Genomic DNA, 16,997 nt, shown 5'->3' with positions numbered 1-16,997 from the left:
GACCGGGCGGGAACCTCCGGCCGTCGTCCCAAGATGCGGGGCGGAAGCAGCGTGCCGGGGACGAGGTCGGGGTAACAGGGGTGCCATGACCAACGAGCAGAGCGATCAGGACCGGGTGGAGTCCCGCGCCCACCACCTCCTGCCCGAGGAGGAGGCAGTGGGCAGCGACGACCCGGAGGCGCAGGCGGAGGCGATCCTCGCCGAGTCGGACGTCCGCGAGGCGGACCAGAACGCGGCCCCGGACACCGTGCTGGAACGTCGTACCTCGGATCAGACGGTGGTCGCGGTCGAGCCGCCGGACTGAGCAGTCGCCCCACGTGCCCGGCGTGACCCCCGGTAGGTCTGCTCGCGCAGCCAGGCCAGCGGACCTGCCACCCGCAGCTCGGGTGGCAGGTTGCGCACCGGGTCGAACGCGAGCGCGGCGTCCTCCTCGGCGCTGAGCTGCGCACCGATGCTGACCTGCCCCACCGGCCGCCACGACCCCACGGCGGACGCGACCGCGAGCACCAGACGCGGCGTGTCCGCCCGGGTCGCGGCGGCCACGGTGCTCAGGCTGCGCCCCAGGGCGACCGAGTCGGGGTCGGCCAGTGCGGCCAGCCAGATCCGGCGCCGGCCCACGCGGTAACACATGATCGTGGTGTACGTCCCGGTGAAGCGGCGTCGGGGCAGCGGCAGGTTGCGCAGCACCGGGGCCGCGCCGCTGGAACTGACCAGCAGGTCGAAGGGACGCTCGCCGTCGCGGTGCAGGCGCAGCGCGAGACCCAGCACGTCCGGCCAGCTGCCAGGCGTGGGCGTTCCCTTGGAGATCCGGACGGTGGCCCGGTACCGGCCGGGCTCGTCGAGCAGACCGACCCCGATGGGTGGTCCGGGCGTACCCCAGATCATCGTGTCGCCGACGAAAGAGTGACCGGCCGGATGCAGCAGCCGGCCGTGGCGCCGCCGGCCGAGCGCGGCGCTGGCGCGTTCGACGGCGGTGGCGGCCCAGCCGGCGGACGGGGGCGTGGTGACAGTCATGCCCCTCCGTTACCCCGCGCGGCGGCCCCGATGCGGCGGGTCGGCTCGCCGACCGACCGCACGTCACCTTTCCGCCCGCGAGATCGGATAGCGTCGGGGCATGCCCGACAGCGGTTACCCCTGGCCCATCGAGACGTCCCGACTGGACAACGGCCTGCGCGTGGTGGTGAGTGAGGACCGCACAGCGCCGGCCGTGGCCGTCAACCTCTGGTACGACGTCGGCTCCCGGCACGAGCCGGCCGGGCAGACCGGCTTCGCCCACCTCTTCGAGCACCTGATGTTCGAGGGTTCGGTGAACGTGGCGAAGACCGAGCACATGAAGCTGATCCAGGGCTCCGGCGGCTCGCTCAACGCCACCACCAATCCGGACCGGACCAACTACTTCGAGACGGTGCCGGCCGAGCACCTGGAGCTTGCTCTCTGGCTGGAGGCCGACCGGATGGGCGGCCTGGTCCCGGCGCTCACCCAGGAGACGCTGGACAACCAGCGCGACGTCGTCAAGAACGAGCGCCGGCAACGCTACGAGAACGTCCCGTACGGGGACGCCTGGCTGCGGTTGCTGCCCCTGCTCTACCCGCCAGGGCACCCGTACCATCACGCGACGATCGGCTCGATGGAAGACCTGAACGCCGCCGACCTCGCCACCTTCCAGGCGTTCCACCAGACCTACTACGCGCCCAACAACGCGGTGCTCACCGTGGTCGGCGACGCCACCGCCTCGGATGTGTTCGCGCTGGCCGACAAGTACTTCGGCGCCCTGCCCGCGCGCGACGACATCCCGTCGGCCCCGGACGGCCGCAGCGTCCCGGCCACCGGGCAGACGGCCGTCGAGTCGGTGAGCGCCGACGTGCCGGCGCCCCGGGTGTACATCGCCCACCGCAGCTACCCCTTCGGCACCCCCGGCTACAACGTGATCACCGTGCTCGCCACCATCCTCGGCAGCGGTCGAGGCAGCCGGCTCTACCAGCGGCTCGCCGACGGTGAGCGGATCGCCCAGCCGGACCTGGTCGGGGCGTACGGGGTGGACCTCGCGCACGCCCCGGCGCCGCTGATCGCCACCGCCACCGCCCGCCCCGGAGTGAGCGCCGAGCGGCTGGCCGAGGGGTTGGCCGAGGTCGTCGACGAGTTGGCCACCGTGCCGGTCACCGCCGCAGAGCTGGACCGGGCCAAGGCGCTGCTCAGCACCGGGTGGTGGCGTCAGCTGTCCACCGTGGACGGCCGCGCCGACCTGCTCGGCCGGTACGCCACGCAGTTCGGCGACCCGGCCCGCATCGCCGACCAGTTGCCGGGCCTGCTCGCGGTGACCGCCGAGCAGATCGCCGAGGCCGCCGCCGAGGTGCTCGCCACCGACCGGGTGGTCCTGACCTACCTGCCCGAGGAGACCTCATGACGCTGATCGCCGACCGTCCCGGCCCGGGCACCGCCCGCCCGTACCGGTTCCCGCCGGTGGTCCGCCGCACCGCGGCCGGCGGCCAGGTCGTCGCCGCGCACCTGCCCGGGCAGAACCTCGCCGTGGCGCTGCTGCTGCTCGACGTGGGCGCGGGCCAGGAGCCGGTCGGCAAGGAGGGCCTGTCCGGCGTGCTGGCCAAGGCGTTGGAGGAGGGGACCGCGCAGCGGGACGCCGCCGCGTACGCCCTCGCCGTCGAGGGGCTCGGCACCGCCTTGATGACCGGGCTGGACTGGGACTCGTTCCAGGCCAGCGTGGTGATCCCGGTGGACCGGCTCAGCGCGGCCGTGGAGCTGCTCGCCGAGGCGGTGCGGACGCCCAAGCTGGACCCCGCCGATGTGCGCCGGGTCCGCGACGACGAGGCGACCGCGCTCCGGATGGACTGGGCCAACCCGGGCCCGCGCGCCGACGCCGCGCTGCGCGCGGACCTGTTCGGCGCGGAGAACCGCTGGGGACGGCCGATGCACGGCGACCCGGACTCGGTCGCCGGGTTGGACGTGGAGGACGTCACGGTCTTCCACTCCGAGTGGTTCCTGCGCCCCGGCACCCTGATCGTCGCCGGTGACCTGGACCGGATCGACCTGGACGCGCTGGCCGCCGCGGCGTTCGCCGGCACCGGTGGCGGCCCGGCCGAGAGGGGCGGCCCGCTCGACGTGCCGCTGCACACCGGCCGGCGGATCATCCTGGTGGACCGTCCCGGCTCGGTGCAGTCGACGCTGCGACTGGGTCACCCGTCGCCGCACCGGGCACACCCCGACCACGTGCCGATGACGCTCGCCGGCACGGTGCTCGGCGGGGCGTTCACCTCCCGGCTCAACCACCTGCTGCGCGAGGTGCACGGCTACACGTACGGCATCCGGGGTGACTTCGCGTCGTCCCGGCGGTTCGGGCGGTTCGCGGTCAGCTCCGGCGTGCAGACGGCGGTCACCGCGCCGGCCCTGGTCGAGGCGGTGGGCGAGATCACCCGTACCCAGGCCAGCGGGGTCACCGAGGACGAGCTGGAGGTGGCGCGGTCCTGGCGGGCGGGGCAGCTCTCCGTCGAGTTGCAGAGCCCCCGGGCGATCGCCTCCGCGCTGACCACGCTGGTGGTGCACGACCTGCCGGACGACTACCACGCCCGCCTGCGGGAGTCGCTGCTCGCCGCCGACGTGGACCAGGTCTCCGCAGCGGCGGCCGCCCACCTGCACCCGGACGCGCTGACCCTGGTCATCGAAGGCGACGCCGCGGTCATCCGCGACGACCTGACGGCAGCTGCCCTGGGCGACCTGATCACCAACCCCTGACCGGCCCACGCACCCAGGCCCTCCCTCGTTGATCATGAAGTTATCGCCCTCCGCGTCGGCGTGTCGCGGCAATAACTTCATGATCAACCGAGGGGTGGTGGGGTCGAGGTTTTTCGTGGGGTGGGTGTGATGCGGGCCTGGGGCGTGGGAAAGGGCTCCCGGTTGCGGGGGTGGGCTGGGTAGCCTCGCGGGCATGAGGATCGGCATTGTGGGGTCCACCGGCCAGGTCGGTGGCGTGATGCGGCAGGTGCTGGCGGAACGGAAGTTCCCGGCGGAGCAGGTGCGGTTGTTCGCCTCGGCGCGGTCAGCCGGGCGGACGCTGCCGTGGCGCGACGGTGAGGTGACAGTCGAGGACGCCGCGACCGCGGACTACTCCGGACTGGACATCGTGCTCTTCTCGGCCGGTAAGGGCACGGCACGGGAGCTGGCACCCCGGGTCGCCGAGGCCGGCGCCGTGGTGATCGACAACTCCTCGGCGTTCCGGATGGACCCGCAGGTGCCGCTGGTGGTCGCCGAGGTGAACCCGCACGCGGCCCTCGACCGCCCGAAGGGCATCATCGCCAACCCCAACTGCACCACGATGGCCGCGATGCCGGTGCTGCGCCCGCTGCACGCCGAGGCTGGTCTGATCGGCCTGGTCGTCTCCACGTACCAGGCGGTCTCCGGTGCCGGGCTGGCCGGCGTCGCCGAGCTGGACGAGCAGGTCCGCAAGGTCGCCGAGCACGCCGCGGGGCTGGCCTTCGACGGCTCAGCCGTGGAGTTTCCCGCGCCGCGCTCGTTCACCCAGCCGATCGCCTTCAACGTGCTCCCGCTGGCCGGCTCGATCGTCGACGACGGCTCGTTCGAGACCGACGAGGAGCAGAAGCTGCGCAACGAGAGCCGCAAGATCCTCGAAATCCCCGACCTGAAGGTGTCCGGCACCTGCGTCCGGGTGCCGGTCTTCACCGGTCACTCGTTGCAGATCAACGCCCGGTTCGCCCGGCCGCTCACCCCGCAGCGCGCGCACGAGCTGCTGGCCGACGCGCCCGGTGTGGCGCTGACCGACGTGCCGACGCCGTTGCAGGCCGCCGGCCAGGACCCGACGTACGTGGGACGGATCCGCGCCGACGAGACCGCGGATTACGGGCTGGCCCTGTTCTGCTCCAACGACAACCTGCGTAAGGGCGCCGCGCTGAACGCGGTGCAGCTCGCCGAGCTGGTCGCCGCCGAACGCCGCTGACCGTCGCCGTCACCGGGCCCTCGCCGCACGTCGGCGGGGGCCCGGTCCCGTTCCGGCGGCCTGCTGCGACGATCGGCCGGTCGTGCTTGGATGGGGCGAGTCCGATCGATCGCCCCACCTGGAGGAAACCGTGCCGGATGACCGCGTCCAGCAGGCGTTGACCGATCTGGTCGCCGGGCGCTCGATGGGCGTCCTCGCCACGATCAAGCGGGACGGGCGGCCACAGCTGTCCACAGTGGTCTACTCCTTCGACCGCGACGCCGGCCTGATCCGGGTCTCGGTCACCGGCGGCCGGGCCAAGACCGCCAACCTGCGCCGGGACCCGCGGGCCAGCTTCCACGTCGGCAGCGAGGACGGCTGGGCGTACGCGGTGGTCGAGTGCCGCGCCGAGCTGACCGCGCCGGCCGCCGAGCCCGGCGACGAGACCGTCGAGGAGTTGGTGGCGCTCTACCGGGGGCTGCGCGGCGACCACCCCGACTGGGACGAATACCGTCAGGCCATGGTCGACGAGGCGCGGCTGGTGCTGCGCCTGCACGTGGAGCGCATCTACGGGATGCCGCCCCGGGGCTGACGCGCCTGCCGCCTCCGGTCAGCCCGGTTCGATCACGGTCACCCCCGGCCAGCGCTGCGCGGGTCGGTGCCGGGCCAACCGCTGCCGGGACCGGGCCACGTCCACCCGGGCCGGGTTGTGCCGCCAGACCCCGCCCAGCAGATCCGCCAGACCGTATGGGGCGCAGACCTCCAGGCGGTCGGTCGGGTCCAGCCGGACGACCACCGCCGTCGCATACTCCGGCCAGGTGGCCACCGCCTCGGCCACGCTGCGGTACGGCTCGATCGGGTCGCCGCCGAACCTCGCCGCGTACCAGGTGTGCACCGCCGCCTGGTTGCGTGCCTGCCACGGCGGCTCGGGCCACGCCGCCGTCAGGCGGGCGGTGGCGCGGTGGTCGTCGTCGCGGGTCAGCCTCGTCGGGTCGAAGAAGACCACGTCCACGTCCCGGACCGTCGCCGGGTCGAACCCGTCGCCGTACCGCTCGCCCCAGACCAGGTCGCGCAGGGCGCCCGCGCCGATCCAGGCGTCCGGCAGCCCGGAGTCACGCACCACTGTCAGTGCCCGGGTGAGCCAGGCGCAGCCGGCGACCAACTCCCGCAACTCCTGCTCGCCCGTCGTCATCTGCCCACCGTAGGCAAGCAGCACCAGGCGGCGGAAACGGACGTACGGGGCACGCGCTGGCGATTCTCGTCGGATACCTCGCCAGCCCGCTGTTCGCGTTGGTGATCCTCCTGCTGTTGCCGACCTTCTCCACCCTGACCAGCAAGTGGATTTGACGGACTGCGGCGTTTGCGGCACCGCCACGGACAGCCCGGCGAGCCGTCGGCGTTACCCCCTCCGGGGCGGCGGGTAGACGGGCCGTGCCGACACCGAGAGGGGAGCACCATGACAACGGTCGGAGAGTTCATGACGACCCGGTTGGTGACGATGGACGGCAACGACACGCTCATCGCCGCCGCGCAGGAGATGCGAGACAGCGCGATTGGCGATGTGGTGGTGACCGACGGCGACAGCGTGGTCGGCATCGTCACGGACCGGGACATCGCGGTCCGAGGTGTCGCGGAGAACATGGACCCGGGCTCGACGCAGCTCAACCAGATCACCACCCGCGACGTGATCACGGTGAGCCAGTACGACGACGTGGTGGCCGCCGCTGACCTGATGCGTACGTACGCCGTACGCCGGCTCCCGGTGATCGACGACGGGCGTCTTGTCGGCCTGATCTCGATGGGTGACCTCGCGGTCGAGCGTGAACCGCAGTCGGTGCTCGCGGACATCAGCGCCGACGATCCAAACAACTGACCGTCCGCCGCGGGCGCGCCGGCTCTCCCCTTCGGGGGGAGGCCGGCGCTGCGGTGTCGGGGACCGGACTCAGGGATCAGGACTGGTCGAACTGGAGCCGCACGTCGGTGACCCCACGAGCGGCGGCCACCGTCGCGGCCTCGGCGTCGACGTCGCGTCGGACCCGGGCGGACAGCGGCGTCCACGGGGTGACGGTCAGCTCCAGTCGCTTCTTTCCGGCCTGCCGTGCCCGCCAGGTGCCGGTCACCTCCCCGTCCACCAGCAGCGCGCCCGGATTGCCGATGGCTCGCCACAGTTGCTTCTGGTGCTCGCGTTCGGGCACCAGCAGGTCACGATCGCGACCAGCGAGGAACGGATCGCCCGGCGGCAGCAGCCGCACCAGCCGGGGCGGCGGCGCGTTGGTCAGCGCCTCGACCGCGTCTGCCGGAAGCCAGGCGGGTCGCCCGTCGACCCGCACTTCCACCAGGCCCGTCGGCCAGACCCGACGCAGCTCCGTCGCCGAGGAACCGAGGAAGCCGGCGGCGTCGGCCGGGGTGGCCGGGCCGAGCAGCCGCAGGTATGTCGTGACCAGCTCGGCGGTGTGCGCGGCGGCGGCCGGCGGGTCGGTGCGCTCGGGCAGTGGGGCGAGCCGGGCGGCGCGGCCGGACACCACGAGGCGCACCCCACCGGCGAGCCCGGCCTGTTGGAAGACCGAACCGGAGATGTGTCGGGCCTGGCACACCCGGCAGTCGTAGGTCAGCTCGGTGGGAACCCGATCGGAGACGGCACGGCTCACCACGCCGCGTTCCAACTCGGTGGTGACCACCGACTGGAACGCCTCGGCGGTGGCCCGGAAGGCTGCCAGCCCGAGCCGCGCACCCGCGCCGATCTGGCCCGGGATGCGGCGGGTGGCGTCGGCGTCGCTGAGCGGCCAGATCGCCGCGGCCAGCGCCGGCAGCTCGGCCCGGCGGTGCAGGTGCGGGGCACCGCGCATCGACCAGACCAGCTCCAGGCGGTCGTCCGGCCCGGTCGCGCCGCGCGCCGCCAGTGCCTGCCGCGCGGTGCCGTAGGGCGTGTCCTGCACGCCGAGACCCAGCACGGCCAGGTCGCCCGGACGAGGGCCGCCGGAGCGGTCGAGCTGCTGGGCCGCTGCCCGGTAGGCCAGCACCTGCCGCCGGCCGACCTCTGGTGTCTGCCCGGTCATGTGCCCTCCCGTCGCGCACGTCCCGTCCGGGACGCTACCGCGCTGGCCCGACGCCGCCCGGCGGCTCACCCGATCCGGGCGAGGTTGACCGGGGAACAGGCGGGGACCCGGGCGGGGACGTGCAACGCCTGCCGGCCGCGCCACGCGAGCGCGCTGGGTGGGACCCCGGGCCCGGCAACTGGGAGGAGTGGACCCGATGGTGGACGCGACCACGAGGTTCTTCGAGGACCTGGACCGGCGGGGGTACGAACCCCTGCTGGCCAAGACCTCCGGGACAGTGCGTATCGACCTGCACGAGGGGGCGCAGACCCGGCACTGGCTGCTGAGGATCGACCGCGGCCGGCTGGACGTGAGCCAGGAGGACCAGGAGGCCGACACGGTCATCGGGGCGAGCCCGGTGCTCTTCGACGACATCGCCTCGGGTCGCGAACACGGCCTGGCAGCGCTGTTGCGCGGGGACATGACGGTGCTGGGGGACGCTCGTCTCGTCGTACAGGTGGAGCGGATCTTCCCGGGTTCCCCGGACGCCCGTGGACCCCGTCGGCGTTTCGTGGGGGAGGCGGACTGATGGGGCAGAGCAACACGATCCGGATCCTGGACGGCAACACGTTCGTCGTCTGCGAGGACACCGGTGACATCGAGGCGACACCGAGCGAGCCGACCGGACTGTTCTCCATCGACACCCGGTTCCTGTCGACCTGGGTGCTGACCGTCAACGGCGAGCGGCTGAACTCGCTCTCCTTCGACGACCTCCAGTACTTCGAGTCCCGGTTCTTCCTCGTCCCGGGGATGGCCACGCACTACGTGGACGCGAAGCTGTCGATCATCCGCGAGCGCGCGGTGGGTGGCAGCTTCTGCGAGCAGCTCACCATCCTCAACCACGACGAGAAGCCGGTCGACCTGGAAGTCCGGATGGACGCGGCGTCGGACTTCGCCGACCTGTTCCAGGTCAAGGACGAGATCGTGAACAAGAAGGGCGAGATCTACACCGAGGTCGAGTCGGACCGGCTGCGGTTGGGGTACAGCCGGGGCAACTTCCGGCGCGAGACCGTCATTTCCTCGTCGATGTCCCCCCGGTACGACAGCAAGGGCTTCGTGTACACGGTGCACCTGGAGCCCAACGAGCAGTGGGAAGCCTCGATCGACGTCCAGACGCACGCCGTCGGCCCGGGCGGCCGGGACCTGCGTTTCGGGCTGCGCGTGCACGGCGACGAGCGGCTCGCCCTCCAGCACGACCTGGAGCAGTGGATCGCTGACGCCCCGAAGGTCAACAGCGAGCACGGCCGGGTGGCCGCCACGTACCGGCGCAGCCTGATCGACCTGGCGGCGCTGCGCTTCTCGCCGCTGTCGCTGGGCGGCGCCGTCCTGCCGGCCGCCGGTCTGCCCTGGTTCATGACCATGTTCGGCCGGGACAGCATCCTCACCTGCCTTCAGACGCTGCCGTTCACCCCGCAGTTGTCGAAGACGACGCTGCGCATCCTGGCCTCCCTGCAGGGCAGCCGGTTCGATGACTTCCGGGATGAGGACCCGGGGCGCATCCTGCACGAGATGCGCTACGGCGAGACCGCGGCCTTCGAGGAGCAACCCCACTCGCCGTACTACGGCTCGGTGGACGCGACACCGCTGTTCGTCGTGCTGCTCGACGAGTACGAGCGGTGGACCGGGGACGTCGCGCTGGTCAAGGAGTTGGAGCGGGAGTCCCGGGCGGCGCTGAAGTGGATCGACAACTACGCCGACCTGGTCGGCAGCGGCTACATCTGGTACGAGCGACGCAACACCGACACCGGCCTGGAGAACCAGTGCTGGAAGGACTCCTGGGACTCGATCTCCTACCGTGACGGCACCCTGCCGCCGTTCCCGCGGGCCACCTGCGAGGTGCAGGGGTACGCGTACGACGCGAAGGTCCGCGCGGCCCGGCTGGCCCGCGAGTTCTGGGATGACCCGGAGTTCGCCGACCAGTTGGAGCGGGAGGCGGCAGCCCTGAAGGAGCGGTTCAACCGGGACTGGTGGGTGGCCGACGGCGAGTTCTACGCCCTGGCCCTGGACCCGGACGGTCGTCAGTGCGACGTCCTCAGCTCGAACATCGGCCACCTGCTATGGAGCGGGATCGTCGAACCCGAGCGGGCGGAGAAGCTGGCCGCCCACCTGGTGGGGCCGCGGCTCTTCTCCGGCTGGGGAGTGCGCACCCTCGCCGAGGGGGAGGCCCGGTACAACCCGATCGGCTACCACAACGGCACGATCTGGCCGTTCGACAACTCCTTCATCGCCTGGGGTCTGCGCCGGTACGGCTTTCCCGAGGAGGCCGCCACCATCGCCAACGGCATCCTGGACGCGGCCACGTACTTCGATGGCCGGTTGCCGGAGGCGTTCGGTGGCTATCCCCGGGAGCTGACCAAGTTCCCGGTGGAGTATCCGACGGCGTGCAGCCCGCAGGCCTGGTCGACCGGCACCCCGCTGCTGCTGCTGCGGACCATGCTCGGTCTGGAGCCACACGAGGGTCACCTGTCTGTCGAGCCACGGCTGCCGGTGGGCATGGGGCGGATCGAGGTGCTGGACATCCCGGGTCGCTGGGGCCGGGTGGACGCGTTCGCCCGGGGCCGACTGGACCTGGACAAGCTCGCCGACTGAGCGACCGGCCGACGAACCGGCGGCGGCGCGCAACCCGCGTCGCCGCCGGTCGCCACCCAGCCGAACCACAGGCTGGCAGGGTAGATTCTGCGGATGCCGGAGCTCGTGTACCCGCCCGTTATCGCCGCCGCCAAGACGATGTTCCGTCTCCTCGACCTGAAGATCACCATCGAGGGCGCCCACCACGTACCCCGCACCGGCGGGGCGGTGCTGGCCAGCAACCACGTGAGCTACCTCGACTTCATCTTCGCCGGCCTGGGCGCGAACCCCTCGGGGCGGCTGGTCCGGTTCATGGCCAAGCAGTCGGTCTTCGCGGACCGGATCGGCGGCCCGTTGATGCGCGGGATGAAGCACATCCCGGTGGACCGGCAGGCCGGCGCTGCCTCGTTCCGGGCCGCGGTGGACGCGCTCAAGCGTGGCGAGGTCGTCGGTGTCTTCCCCGAGGGGACGATCAGCCGGTCGTTCACCGTGAAGGAGCTCAAGAGCGGCACGGTCCGGATGGCCCGCTCGGCGAAGGTGCCGGTGCTGCCGGTCGCGGTGTGGGGCACCCAACGGCTCTGGACCAAGGGCCGCCCGCGCACGCTGACCCGCCGGCACACCCCGATCACCATCCTGGTCGGCGAGCCGATCAACCCGGCGGACTTCCCGGACCCGAACGTGCTGGCCGAGGAGCTGACCACCCGGCTCAGCGCGCTCGTCGACCGGGCCCAGAGGGACTACCCGGACGCCCCGGCCGGCCCGGACGACACCTGGTGGCTGCCCGCGCACCTGGGCGGCAGCGCGCCGACGCCGGAGGAGGCCGCCGTTCTGGACGCCGCCGCCGAGCAGCGCACCCCCAGCGCCTGACGCCGACGTGGCCGGATCGTTCCGCACCGGGGCGTGATGGTGTCTGCCGGCGCGGTCCTCGTCCGGTCAGGATCGGAACATGAGCAGAGCAGCACTCGTCGTGATCGACGTCCAGGAGTCCTTCCGTCAGCGCCCGATCTGGGCGTACGGCTCCAACCCCGACCTGGTGCGCCAGGTCGAACGACTGGTCGCCGCGGCCCGCGAGCGCGGCGACCTGGTGGTCTGGGTCCTGCACTCCGAGCCGGGCACCGGCGGGTTGTTCGACAGTGCCCTCGGGCATGTGCGGCTGATCGACGGGCTGGTCCCGGCCGAGGGTGAGCCGACGCTGGTCAAGACCGCGCACAACGCGTTCACCACCACGAACCTCCAGCAGGTGCTCACCCACGCGGGCATCCAGGACATCACCGTCTGCGGCATCCGCACCGAGCAGTGCGTGGAGACCACCGCCCGGGTCGGTTCCGACCTCGGCTACCGGATGACGTTCGTCACCGATGCCACGCTGACCTTCCCCATCCCGCACCGGGACCTGCCGGAGACCGCCACGGTGGCGGAGATCCTGGCCGACCCGCGCACCCTCAGCAACGAGGAGATCGTCACCCGCACCGAGTACGCGCTGGCGGGCCGCTTCGCGACGATCCGCACCGTGGACGAGGTGACCGGCGCGGCCCTCGCCGGCACCCGGAGCTGACGCGATGACCCGGGTCGTCTTCCTGCTGGTCCCGCAGCTGCACCTGCTGGACCTCGCCGGGCCGGCCCAGGTCTTCTCCAGCGCCGCCGACCTCGGTCTCGACTACCGGCTGCACTACGTCGCCGAGCGGGAGCAGGTGACCACCGTGCAGGGCGTACCCCTGGTCGCCGACACCCGGTGGCCCGAGCTGGCCCCGGACGACCTGGTCATCGTGCCCGGTTGGCGGCCGGCGGCGCACGGGCCGCAAGGGCCGGTGTCGCCCGACGACCTGCGGCGGCTGGCCGGGCACCATCGTGCCGGTGGCACGGTGGCCAGCATCTGCGCCGGGGCGTACGCCCTCGGTCGGGCCGGGCTGCTCGACGGTCGACGTTGCACCACCCACCACGAGGTGCAGGACGACCTGGCCCGCCGGCACCCGGCGGCCCAGGTCATCCGCGACGTGCTGTACGTGGTCGACGACCGGGTGGTCACCTCGGCCGGAATCGCCAGTGGCATCGACGTGGCGCTGCACCTGGTGGCCACCCGGCATGGCCCGTCGACGGCCGCGAAGATCGCCCGCACGCTCGTCGTCTACGCCCGCCGCAACGGGCACGAGCAGCAGGCCAGCGCGATGATGCGGCACCGCTCCCACCTGTCCGACTCGGTGCACCGGGTGCAGGATCTGATCGACAGCCGGTACGCCGAGACGCTGCCGCTGGCCGAGTTGGCGGCTGCCGGCGGCCTGGCGGAACGGACGCTGACCCGGCTGTTCCGCGCGGCCACCGGGCTCACCCCGCTCGGCTACCAGCAGGTGCTGCGGGTGGAACGTGCCGAGCACCTGATCGGCCACGGCACGACAGTGGAAGCCGCCGCGCGGACCGTCGGCTTCAGCGATGCCCGGATGCTGCGCCGCCTGCGAGCCCGCGCCACGAACTCGGCTCCGGCCCCGAGCGGTAGTAGTCGTCCCGGGAGTGGAACTCGACCGGCAACGAGCCGGGCAGCGTGACCCGGGTGTCACCGGCGAGCAGGGCGGGGCCGGCCCGCAGCAGCAGCACGTCGCGCTCCTGAGCCGACAGGTCGACCAGTTCAGGTCGGGTGAGCCGGAACATGGCCACCGCCCGGCGGACCTGCCGGGCCAACGCCACCACCTCTCCCGCCGGGCCGCCGAGGGCCAGTGCCGGCTGTTGAATGGTGCGCAGCGCGTCGCAGACGATCAACAGGTGCGACGGCTCGTCCTGCTCGGCGACCGGCAGCTCCAGCCGGGACGGCCACTGCCAGCGGATCTGCCCGCTCATCAGGCCGTTCAGCCGCGCGGGTGGCCGCGCCCGGGGCAGGTCGTCGGCGACCAGCGACAGGTGGGAGCCGCTGCCCACCCAGCAGATCCGCTGGTCGGTGACGGTCACCGCGACGGGCTCGGGTAGCTGCCAACGGCGCCGTGTCTCGCTCGGCCCGAGCAGGTAGCCCGCGACCAGCAGACGGTGGCGGGCGAGGACCCGTTCGCCGTGCACCGGACGCAGGTTGTAGCGGCGATCCAGGGTCGGCCCCACCTCGTTGTCCGGGGCGTCGAACCGGTGCGGACCGATGAAAAAGGGGGACGCGTCGGCGTGCATCGTCACGACCTCCCGATCAGCTGGCTGTGTGCTGAAGCCTGTCGGATCGGCGGGCCGCTGTCATGACGCCTGTTAGGGGGTCGGCCGGTCGTGCGCCGCGTGTGACCGGTAGATGCCGATCTCCTCCGGGCGGACGAGGCCGTCCTCGATCGCGCGGGCGAGTAGTGCCGCCTTTGTGGCGGCCGGCCGCCCCGCCCGGGTGTACTTGATCCGCGCACGGTCGACGTACTGCTTCACCGTGTGCTCGCTGATCTGCATCCGGCGCGCCACCGACGCCTTGGACATCGACTGGAACCAGAGCAGCAGCGCCTCACGTTCCTTGTCGGACAGCATCGGCCGGTCCGGCCGGGGGTCGCCGACCATGGCTCCGGCCAGCGCCGGCGGCACGTACGGGCGATCGCTCGCGGCGGCCAGCACGGTCGCCACGCAGTGCTCCCGCCCCTCGTGCTTGGCCAGGAACGCCACCGCCCCGGCGTCCAGCGCGGCGAGCATGGTCTGCGGGTCGGTGTGCTCCGAATAGACCACGACCCGCCGCCCGGCGGCGCTCAGCTCGGCCAACTTGTCCAACGCCATCCGCCCGTGCAGCCTCAGGTCGAGCAGGACGACGTCGGCGTCCGGCGCCACCCGCAGCACCTCGTCCGGGTCGTCGCCGGTGGCCAGCACGGTCAGCCGCGGCTCGGTGGCGAGCCAGGCGCGAACTCCCTCGACCACGACGGGATGGTCGTCGACGATCGCCACACCGATCGGCCGTTCGCCGGTCATCGCTGCCACCGGGTCTGCGCCCATCTGATGTACCCGTCCCGTTCGTAGAGGTGCTGCACCTGCCCATCGTCGTACTCCCCGGGTGGCGGGCCGGTCGCCTCCGGCCCCTCCCGGTCCGGCGTGACCAGGCTGACCACCACCTCATCCGGGCCGGAGACCACGGTCAGCCGAGCCCAGCCCTCGGCGTCGGCGAGGGTGCCGGTGAGCGGGTCGGCCAGCCGGCGTCGGATCTCCACCGGTAACGGTGGTGGGGTCCCGATGGTGACCAGGTCGATCGGTAGGCCGTTGCGTTCCGCCAGGTCCGCGGCGGCCCGCAACTCGTGCAGCAGGGGGTCGGGCACGTCGTCCGACTCGGCGATCAGGCGGCGCAGCCGGGCGGCGGCCAGCACGCTGCGGCGCTGCACCTCCGGGTCGTTGGGGTCGGCCTGGCCGGCGGCCAACTCCCCGAGCACCCGCCCGGCCGCCGAGCTGACCAGGGCGAGCCGGTCCCGACGGTCACGGAGGCCACGCTCCGCGGCGTCGCGCTCCGCCGCCATAGTATGGCCGGCGGCCGAGACGGCGGCGCGTTCGCGCGCCAGCGAGACGATCGTCGTGCTGCCCACGAACACCGCCACCGGCAGCGAGAACGTGCCGTAGACGTACATCACGTAGCGGGCCACGTCGACCGGGTCGGGACCGTGCCCGAGCACGGCGACCAGCGCGATCAACGCGTGCGTGGTCAGCAGCGCGATCAGCCCCACGACCCGCCGGCCCCACAGGGCCAGCACGAAGAACCAGCCGAGCGTGCCCCACACCCAGTTGGCGGCGGCGAACAACTGCCGCTCACCGACCGCTGCGAAGACGGCCGCGTCGACGGCGAGCAGCAGCGCGGCCAACGGCCACGGCGGCAGCGGTGCGCCGCGCAGCAGCCGTACCCCGGCCACCGCGCCGGTCACCGCGACCAGCGCCCAGGCGCCGAGCACCACCGCCGGCGCGGCGAACTCCGCGCGGGCGGCCCACACCGCCGGTAGCCCGATCGCGACGTGCCAGGCCAGCGCGATGGCGACGGCGGCGATCCGGGCACCCCGGTCGGAGGCCTGCGCGACGGCAGCCGGCGCGGCGAGCCCCTCGGTGGGGACCGGCTCCCGGGGGGCCGGCACGCTGGTCCGGTCCGGTGCCTGCGGTGCGCCGATGGTGTGCGCTGGCGCGCCGAGGTCAGCCGACACCAGGCCACTCCAGTCGGATCCGGGTGCCCGCGCCGGGTGCCGAGTGCACGTCGGCCCGACCGCCGACCGCCGCCATCCGGCCGCCGATCGACTCGCGTAACCCGTACCGGTGGGGTGGGACGGTGGCCGGGTCGAAGCCGGGGCCGTCGTCGACGACCTCGACCACAACGCCGATCGCGTCCCGTTTCAGCCGCAGCGTGGCCCGCGCGCCCGGCGCGTGGCGGACCACGTTGGACAACGCCGCGTAGGCGCTCTCGCCGATCGCGTCGGCCACCCCCGACGGGACCGCACAGGACTCCAGGTCAAGGCGCGCCGGAAGCTCGGGCAGGCGGGCCGCCACGACCCGCAACCGCCCGTCCAGCGGCACCGGGCCGTCGCCGGCCACCGGGCCGACGTCGGTGAGTGCGACGAGAGTACGCAGGTCGGCGGCACACCGGTCGCGGAAGGCAGTCGAGGGCCCGGACACCGCGCCCAGCCCGACCATGGTCAGGGTGCCGAGCACTGTGTCGTGCAGGTCGCGGTTCTGCTGACGTTCCGCCTCGCGGGCGGTTCGTGCGACAAACGCCTCCCGGGTCAACCGTTGATGCTCGACGAACGCGCGGTCCGCACGGCCGATCCGTCGACGCATCACCGCCGTCATCATCGCCGTGCAGGCGGTCTGCACCAACAGGGTGGCCGCGTGCGCCCGAGCCTCGATGGGATTGCCGGCCGCCTGCGCGCCCGTCACATACGCGGCGACGACGAGCAGCCCGGCCGGGATGGACCAGCGCGCCGGGGCGGTGGCCTGGGTGTTGATCACCGTGGTGCTGGCCAGCACGGCGATCCAACTGCCCTCGCCGGGAAGGACCCCGGGTGCCACCATGACGGGGATGAGGAGGCAGGCCACCGCGGTGACCGCGATGTCACCGGCGACCAGGCTCGGTGTGATCCCGTGGCGCAACGCGCGGTGCGCGTACCAGAGCGACCAGCCGGTCAGCGCGGCCACGCCGGGCAGCAACACGGCTGGCTCGACTGGCGGGGTCTGCACCGACAGGGCCACCGACGCGCCCACCAAACCGCAGGTCAGCCGCAGCAGCGCCGGCAGTGTGGTGAAGATGAGGCCGAATGCGCCGCCGGCCGGATTGTCCAGCGCGGGCGGCGGCACGGGCGGGGTGGCAACGGCCGGCATCGGGAAGTGTCCTTCCGACAACGACCCGGTCCGGGTCCGTGCGGTAGAGATCGACATCGGACAATAGCACGGCTGCTGTCGAACGTTGACTCCATTGTGCGCAGAGTGTCGCT

Annotated in this window: 18 protein-coding genes; 11 read left to right on the top strand and 7 right to left on the bottom strand. The window is 72.7% G+C overall.

Annotation, left to right across the window (positions count from 1 at the left end; all coding sequences use genetic code 11):
• Positions 1-85: 85 nt before the first annotated feature.
• Positions 86-304 carry a hypothetical protein gene (locus tag HNR22_RS13455; protein WP_179780663.1) on the top strand — a complete coding sequence of 73 codons (219 nt, stop codon included), beginning with the start codon at positions 86-88 and terminating at the stop codon, positions 302-304.
• On the opposite strand, the gene HNR22_RS13450 is transcribed toward HNR22_RS13455, so the two are convergent.
• Positions 271-1,014 carry a phosphodiesterase gene (locus HNR22_RS13450; RefSeq protein WP_179780662.1) on the bottom strand — a complete coding sequence of 248 codons (744 nt, stop codon included), beginning with the start codon at positions 1,012-1,014 and terminating at the stop codon, positions 271-273. The genes HNR22_RS13455 and HNR22_RS13450 overlap by 34 nt on opposite strands.
• 100 nt (positions 1,015-1,114) lie before the next feature.
• Here HNR22_RS13450 and HNR22_RS13445 point away from each other — a divergent pair, with 100 nt between their 5' ends.
• The 4 genes from HNR22_RS13445 (at position 1,115) to HNR22_RS13430 (ending at position 5,534) form a co-directional block, all read left to right on the top strand.
• The gene (locus HNR22_RS13445; protein ID WP_179780661.1) at positions 1,115-2,404 is read left to right on the top strand and encodes a M16 family metallopeptidase; all 1,290 of its coding nucleotides are present in this window, start codon (positions 1,115-1,117) and stop codon (positions 2,402-2,404) included.
• Positions 2,401-3,744, top strand: a complete 1,344-nt coding sequence (locus tag HNR22_RS13440) for a M16 family metallopeptidase (protein WP_179780660.1) — start codon at positions 2,401-2,403, stop codon at positions 3,742-3,744. The genes HNR22_RS13445 and HNR22_RS13440 overlap by 4 nt, the downstream gene beginning before the upstream one ends.
• Positions 3,745-3,937: 193 nt before the next feature.
• A complete protein-coding gene (locus HNR22_RS13435) occupies positions 3,938-4,963 on the top strand; it encodes an aspartate-semialdehyde dehydrogenase (RefSeq protein ID WP_179780659.1) in 1,026 nt (341 codons plus the stop codon).
• 130 nt (positions 4,964-5,093) lie between these two features.
• Complete coding sequence (locus HNR22_RS13430; RefSeq protein ID WP_179780658.1) at positions 5,094-5,534, top strand: PPOX class F420-dependent oxidoreductase; 441 nt, start codon at positions 5,094-5,096, stop codon at positions 5,532-5,534.
• 18 nt (positions 5,535-5,552) lie between these two features.
• Here the strand turns inward: HNR22_RS13430 and HNR22_RS13425 are convergent, their stop codons facing one another.
• Positions 5,553-6,134 carry a nucleotidyltransferase family protein gene (locus HNR22_RS13425; RefSeq protein WP_179780657.1) on the bottom strand — a complete coding sequence of 194 codons (582 nt, stop codon included), beginning with the start codon at positions 6,132-6,134 and terminating at the stop codon, positions 5,553-5,555.
• Between the two features lie 264 nt (positions 6,135-6,398).
• Between HNR22_RS13425 and HNR22_RS13420 the strand changes: the two genes are divergently transcribed.
• Positions 6,399-6,815, top strand: a complete 417-nt coding sequence (locus tag HNR22_RS13420; RefSeq protein WP_179780656.1) for a CBS domain-containing protein — start codon at positions 6,399-6,401, stop codon at positions 6,813-6,815.
• A gap of 76 nt (positions 6,816-6,891) precedes the next feature.
• On the opposite strand, the gene HNR22_RS13415 is transcribed toward HNR22_RS13420, so the two are convergent.
• Entirely contained in the window at positions 6,892-7,998 is a 1,107-nt protein-coding gene (locus tag HNR22_RS13415) for a winged helix DNA-binding domain-containing protein (protein ID WP_179780655.1), read from the bottom strand.
• Positions 7,999-8,194: 196 nt separating this feature from the next.
• Between HNR22_RS13415 and HNR22_RS13410 the strand changes: the two genes are divergently transcribed.
• The 5 genes from HNR22_RS13410 to HNR22_RS13390 all read left to right on the top strand — a co-directional run bounded on the left by HNR22_RS13410 (position 8,195) and on the right by HNR22_RS13390 (position 13,145).
• Positions 8,195-8,566, top strand: coding sequence for an SCP2 sterol-binding domain-containing protein (locus HNR22_RS13410; RefSeq protein ID WP_179780654.1), 372 nt, complete (start codon positions 8,195-8,197; stop codon positions 8,564-8,566).
• Entirely contained in the window at positions 8,566-10,626 is a 2,061-nt protein-coding gene (locus HNR22_RS13405; RefSeq protein WP_179780653.1) for an amylo-alpha-1,6-glucosidase, read from the top strand. Before HNR22_RS13410 ends, HNR22_RS13405 begins: the two co-directional genes overlap by 1 nt.
• A gap of 93 nt (positions 10,627-10,719) precedes the next feature.
• The gene (locus tag HNR22_RS13400) at positions 10,720-11,472 is read left to right on the top strand and encodes a lysophospholipid acyltransferase family protein (RefSeq protein WP_179780652.1); all 753 of its coding nucleotides are present in this window, start codon (positions 10,720-10,722) and stop codon (positions 11,470-11,472) included.
• 79 nt (positions 11,473-11,551) lie between these two features.
• Positions 11,552-12,160 (top strand): cysteine hydrolase family protein, encoded by a 609-nt coding sequence (locus HNR22_RS13395; RefSeq protein WP_179780651.1) that lies wholly within the window; start codon positions 11,552-11,554, stop codon positions 12,158-12,160.
• Positions 12,161-12,164: 4 nt separating this feature from the next.
• Positions 12,165-13,145, top strand: a complete 981-nt coding sequence (locus tag HNR22_RS13390; RefSeq protein WP_179780650.1) for a GlxA family transcriptional regulator — start codon at positions 12,165-12,167, stop codon at positions 13,143-13,145.
• On the opposite strand, the gene HNR22_RS13385 is transcribed toward HNR22_RS13390, so the two are convergent.
• From HNR22_RS13385 to HNR22_RS13370, 4 genes are all read right to left on the bottom strand, one after another.
• The gene (locus tag HNR22_RS13385; protein ID WP_179780649.1) at positions 13,027-13,749 is read right to left on the bottom strand and encodes a hypothetical protein; all 723 of its coding nucleotides are present in this window, start codon (positions 13,747-13,749) and stop codon (positions 13,027-13,029) included. The two genes, HNR22_RS13390 and HNR22_RS13385, sit on opposite strands and share 119 nt — an antisense overlap.
• A gap of 72 nt (positions 13,750-13,821) precedes the next feature.
• Positions 13,822-14,535 carry a response regulator transcription factor gene (locus HNR22_RS13380; protein ID WP_179780648.1) on the bottom strand — a complete coding sequence of 238 codons (714 nt, stop codon included), beginning with the start codon at positions 14,533-14,535 and terminating at the stop codon, positions 13,822-13,824.
• Positions 14,508-15,683, bottom strand: a complete 1,176-nt coding sequence (locus HNR22_RS13375) for a hypothetical protein (protein ID WP_179783541.1) — start codon at positions 15,681-15,683, stop codon at positions 14,508-14,510. Before HNR22_RS13375 ends, HNR22_RS13380 begins: the two co-directional genes overlap by 28 nt.
• Before the next feature lie 22 nt (positions 15,684-15,705).
• On the bottom strand, positions 15,706-16,884 hold the full coding sequence (locus tag HNR22_RS13370; RefSeq protein ID WP_179780647.1) for a sensor histidine kinase: 1,179 nt from the start codon (positions 16,882-16,884) through the stop codon (positions 15,706-15,708).
• Positions 16,885-16,997: the final 113 nt, after the last annotated feature.

This window comes from Micromonospora jinlongensis (assembly GCF_013410645.1).
Taxonomy (GTDB): Bacteria; Actinomycetota; Actinomycetes; order Mycobacteriales; family Micromonosporaceae; genus Micromonospora; species Micromonospora zamorensis.
Note: the sequence above shows the minus strand (reverse complement) of the source record. Positions and strands in the feature narration are given on the sequence as shown.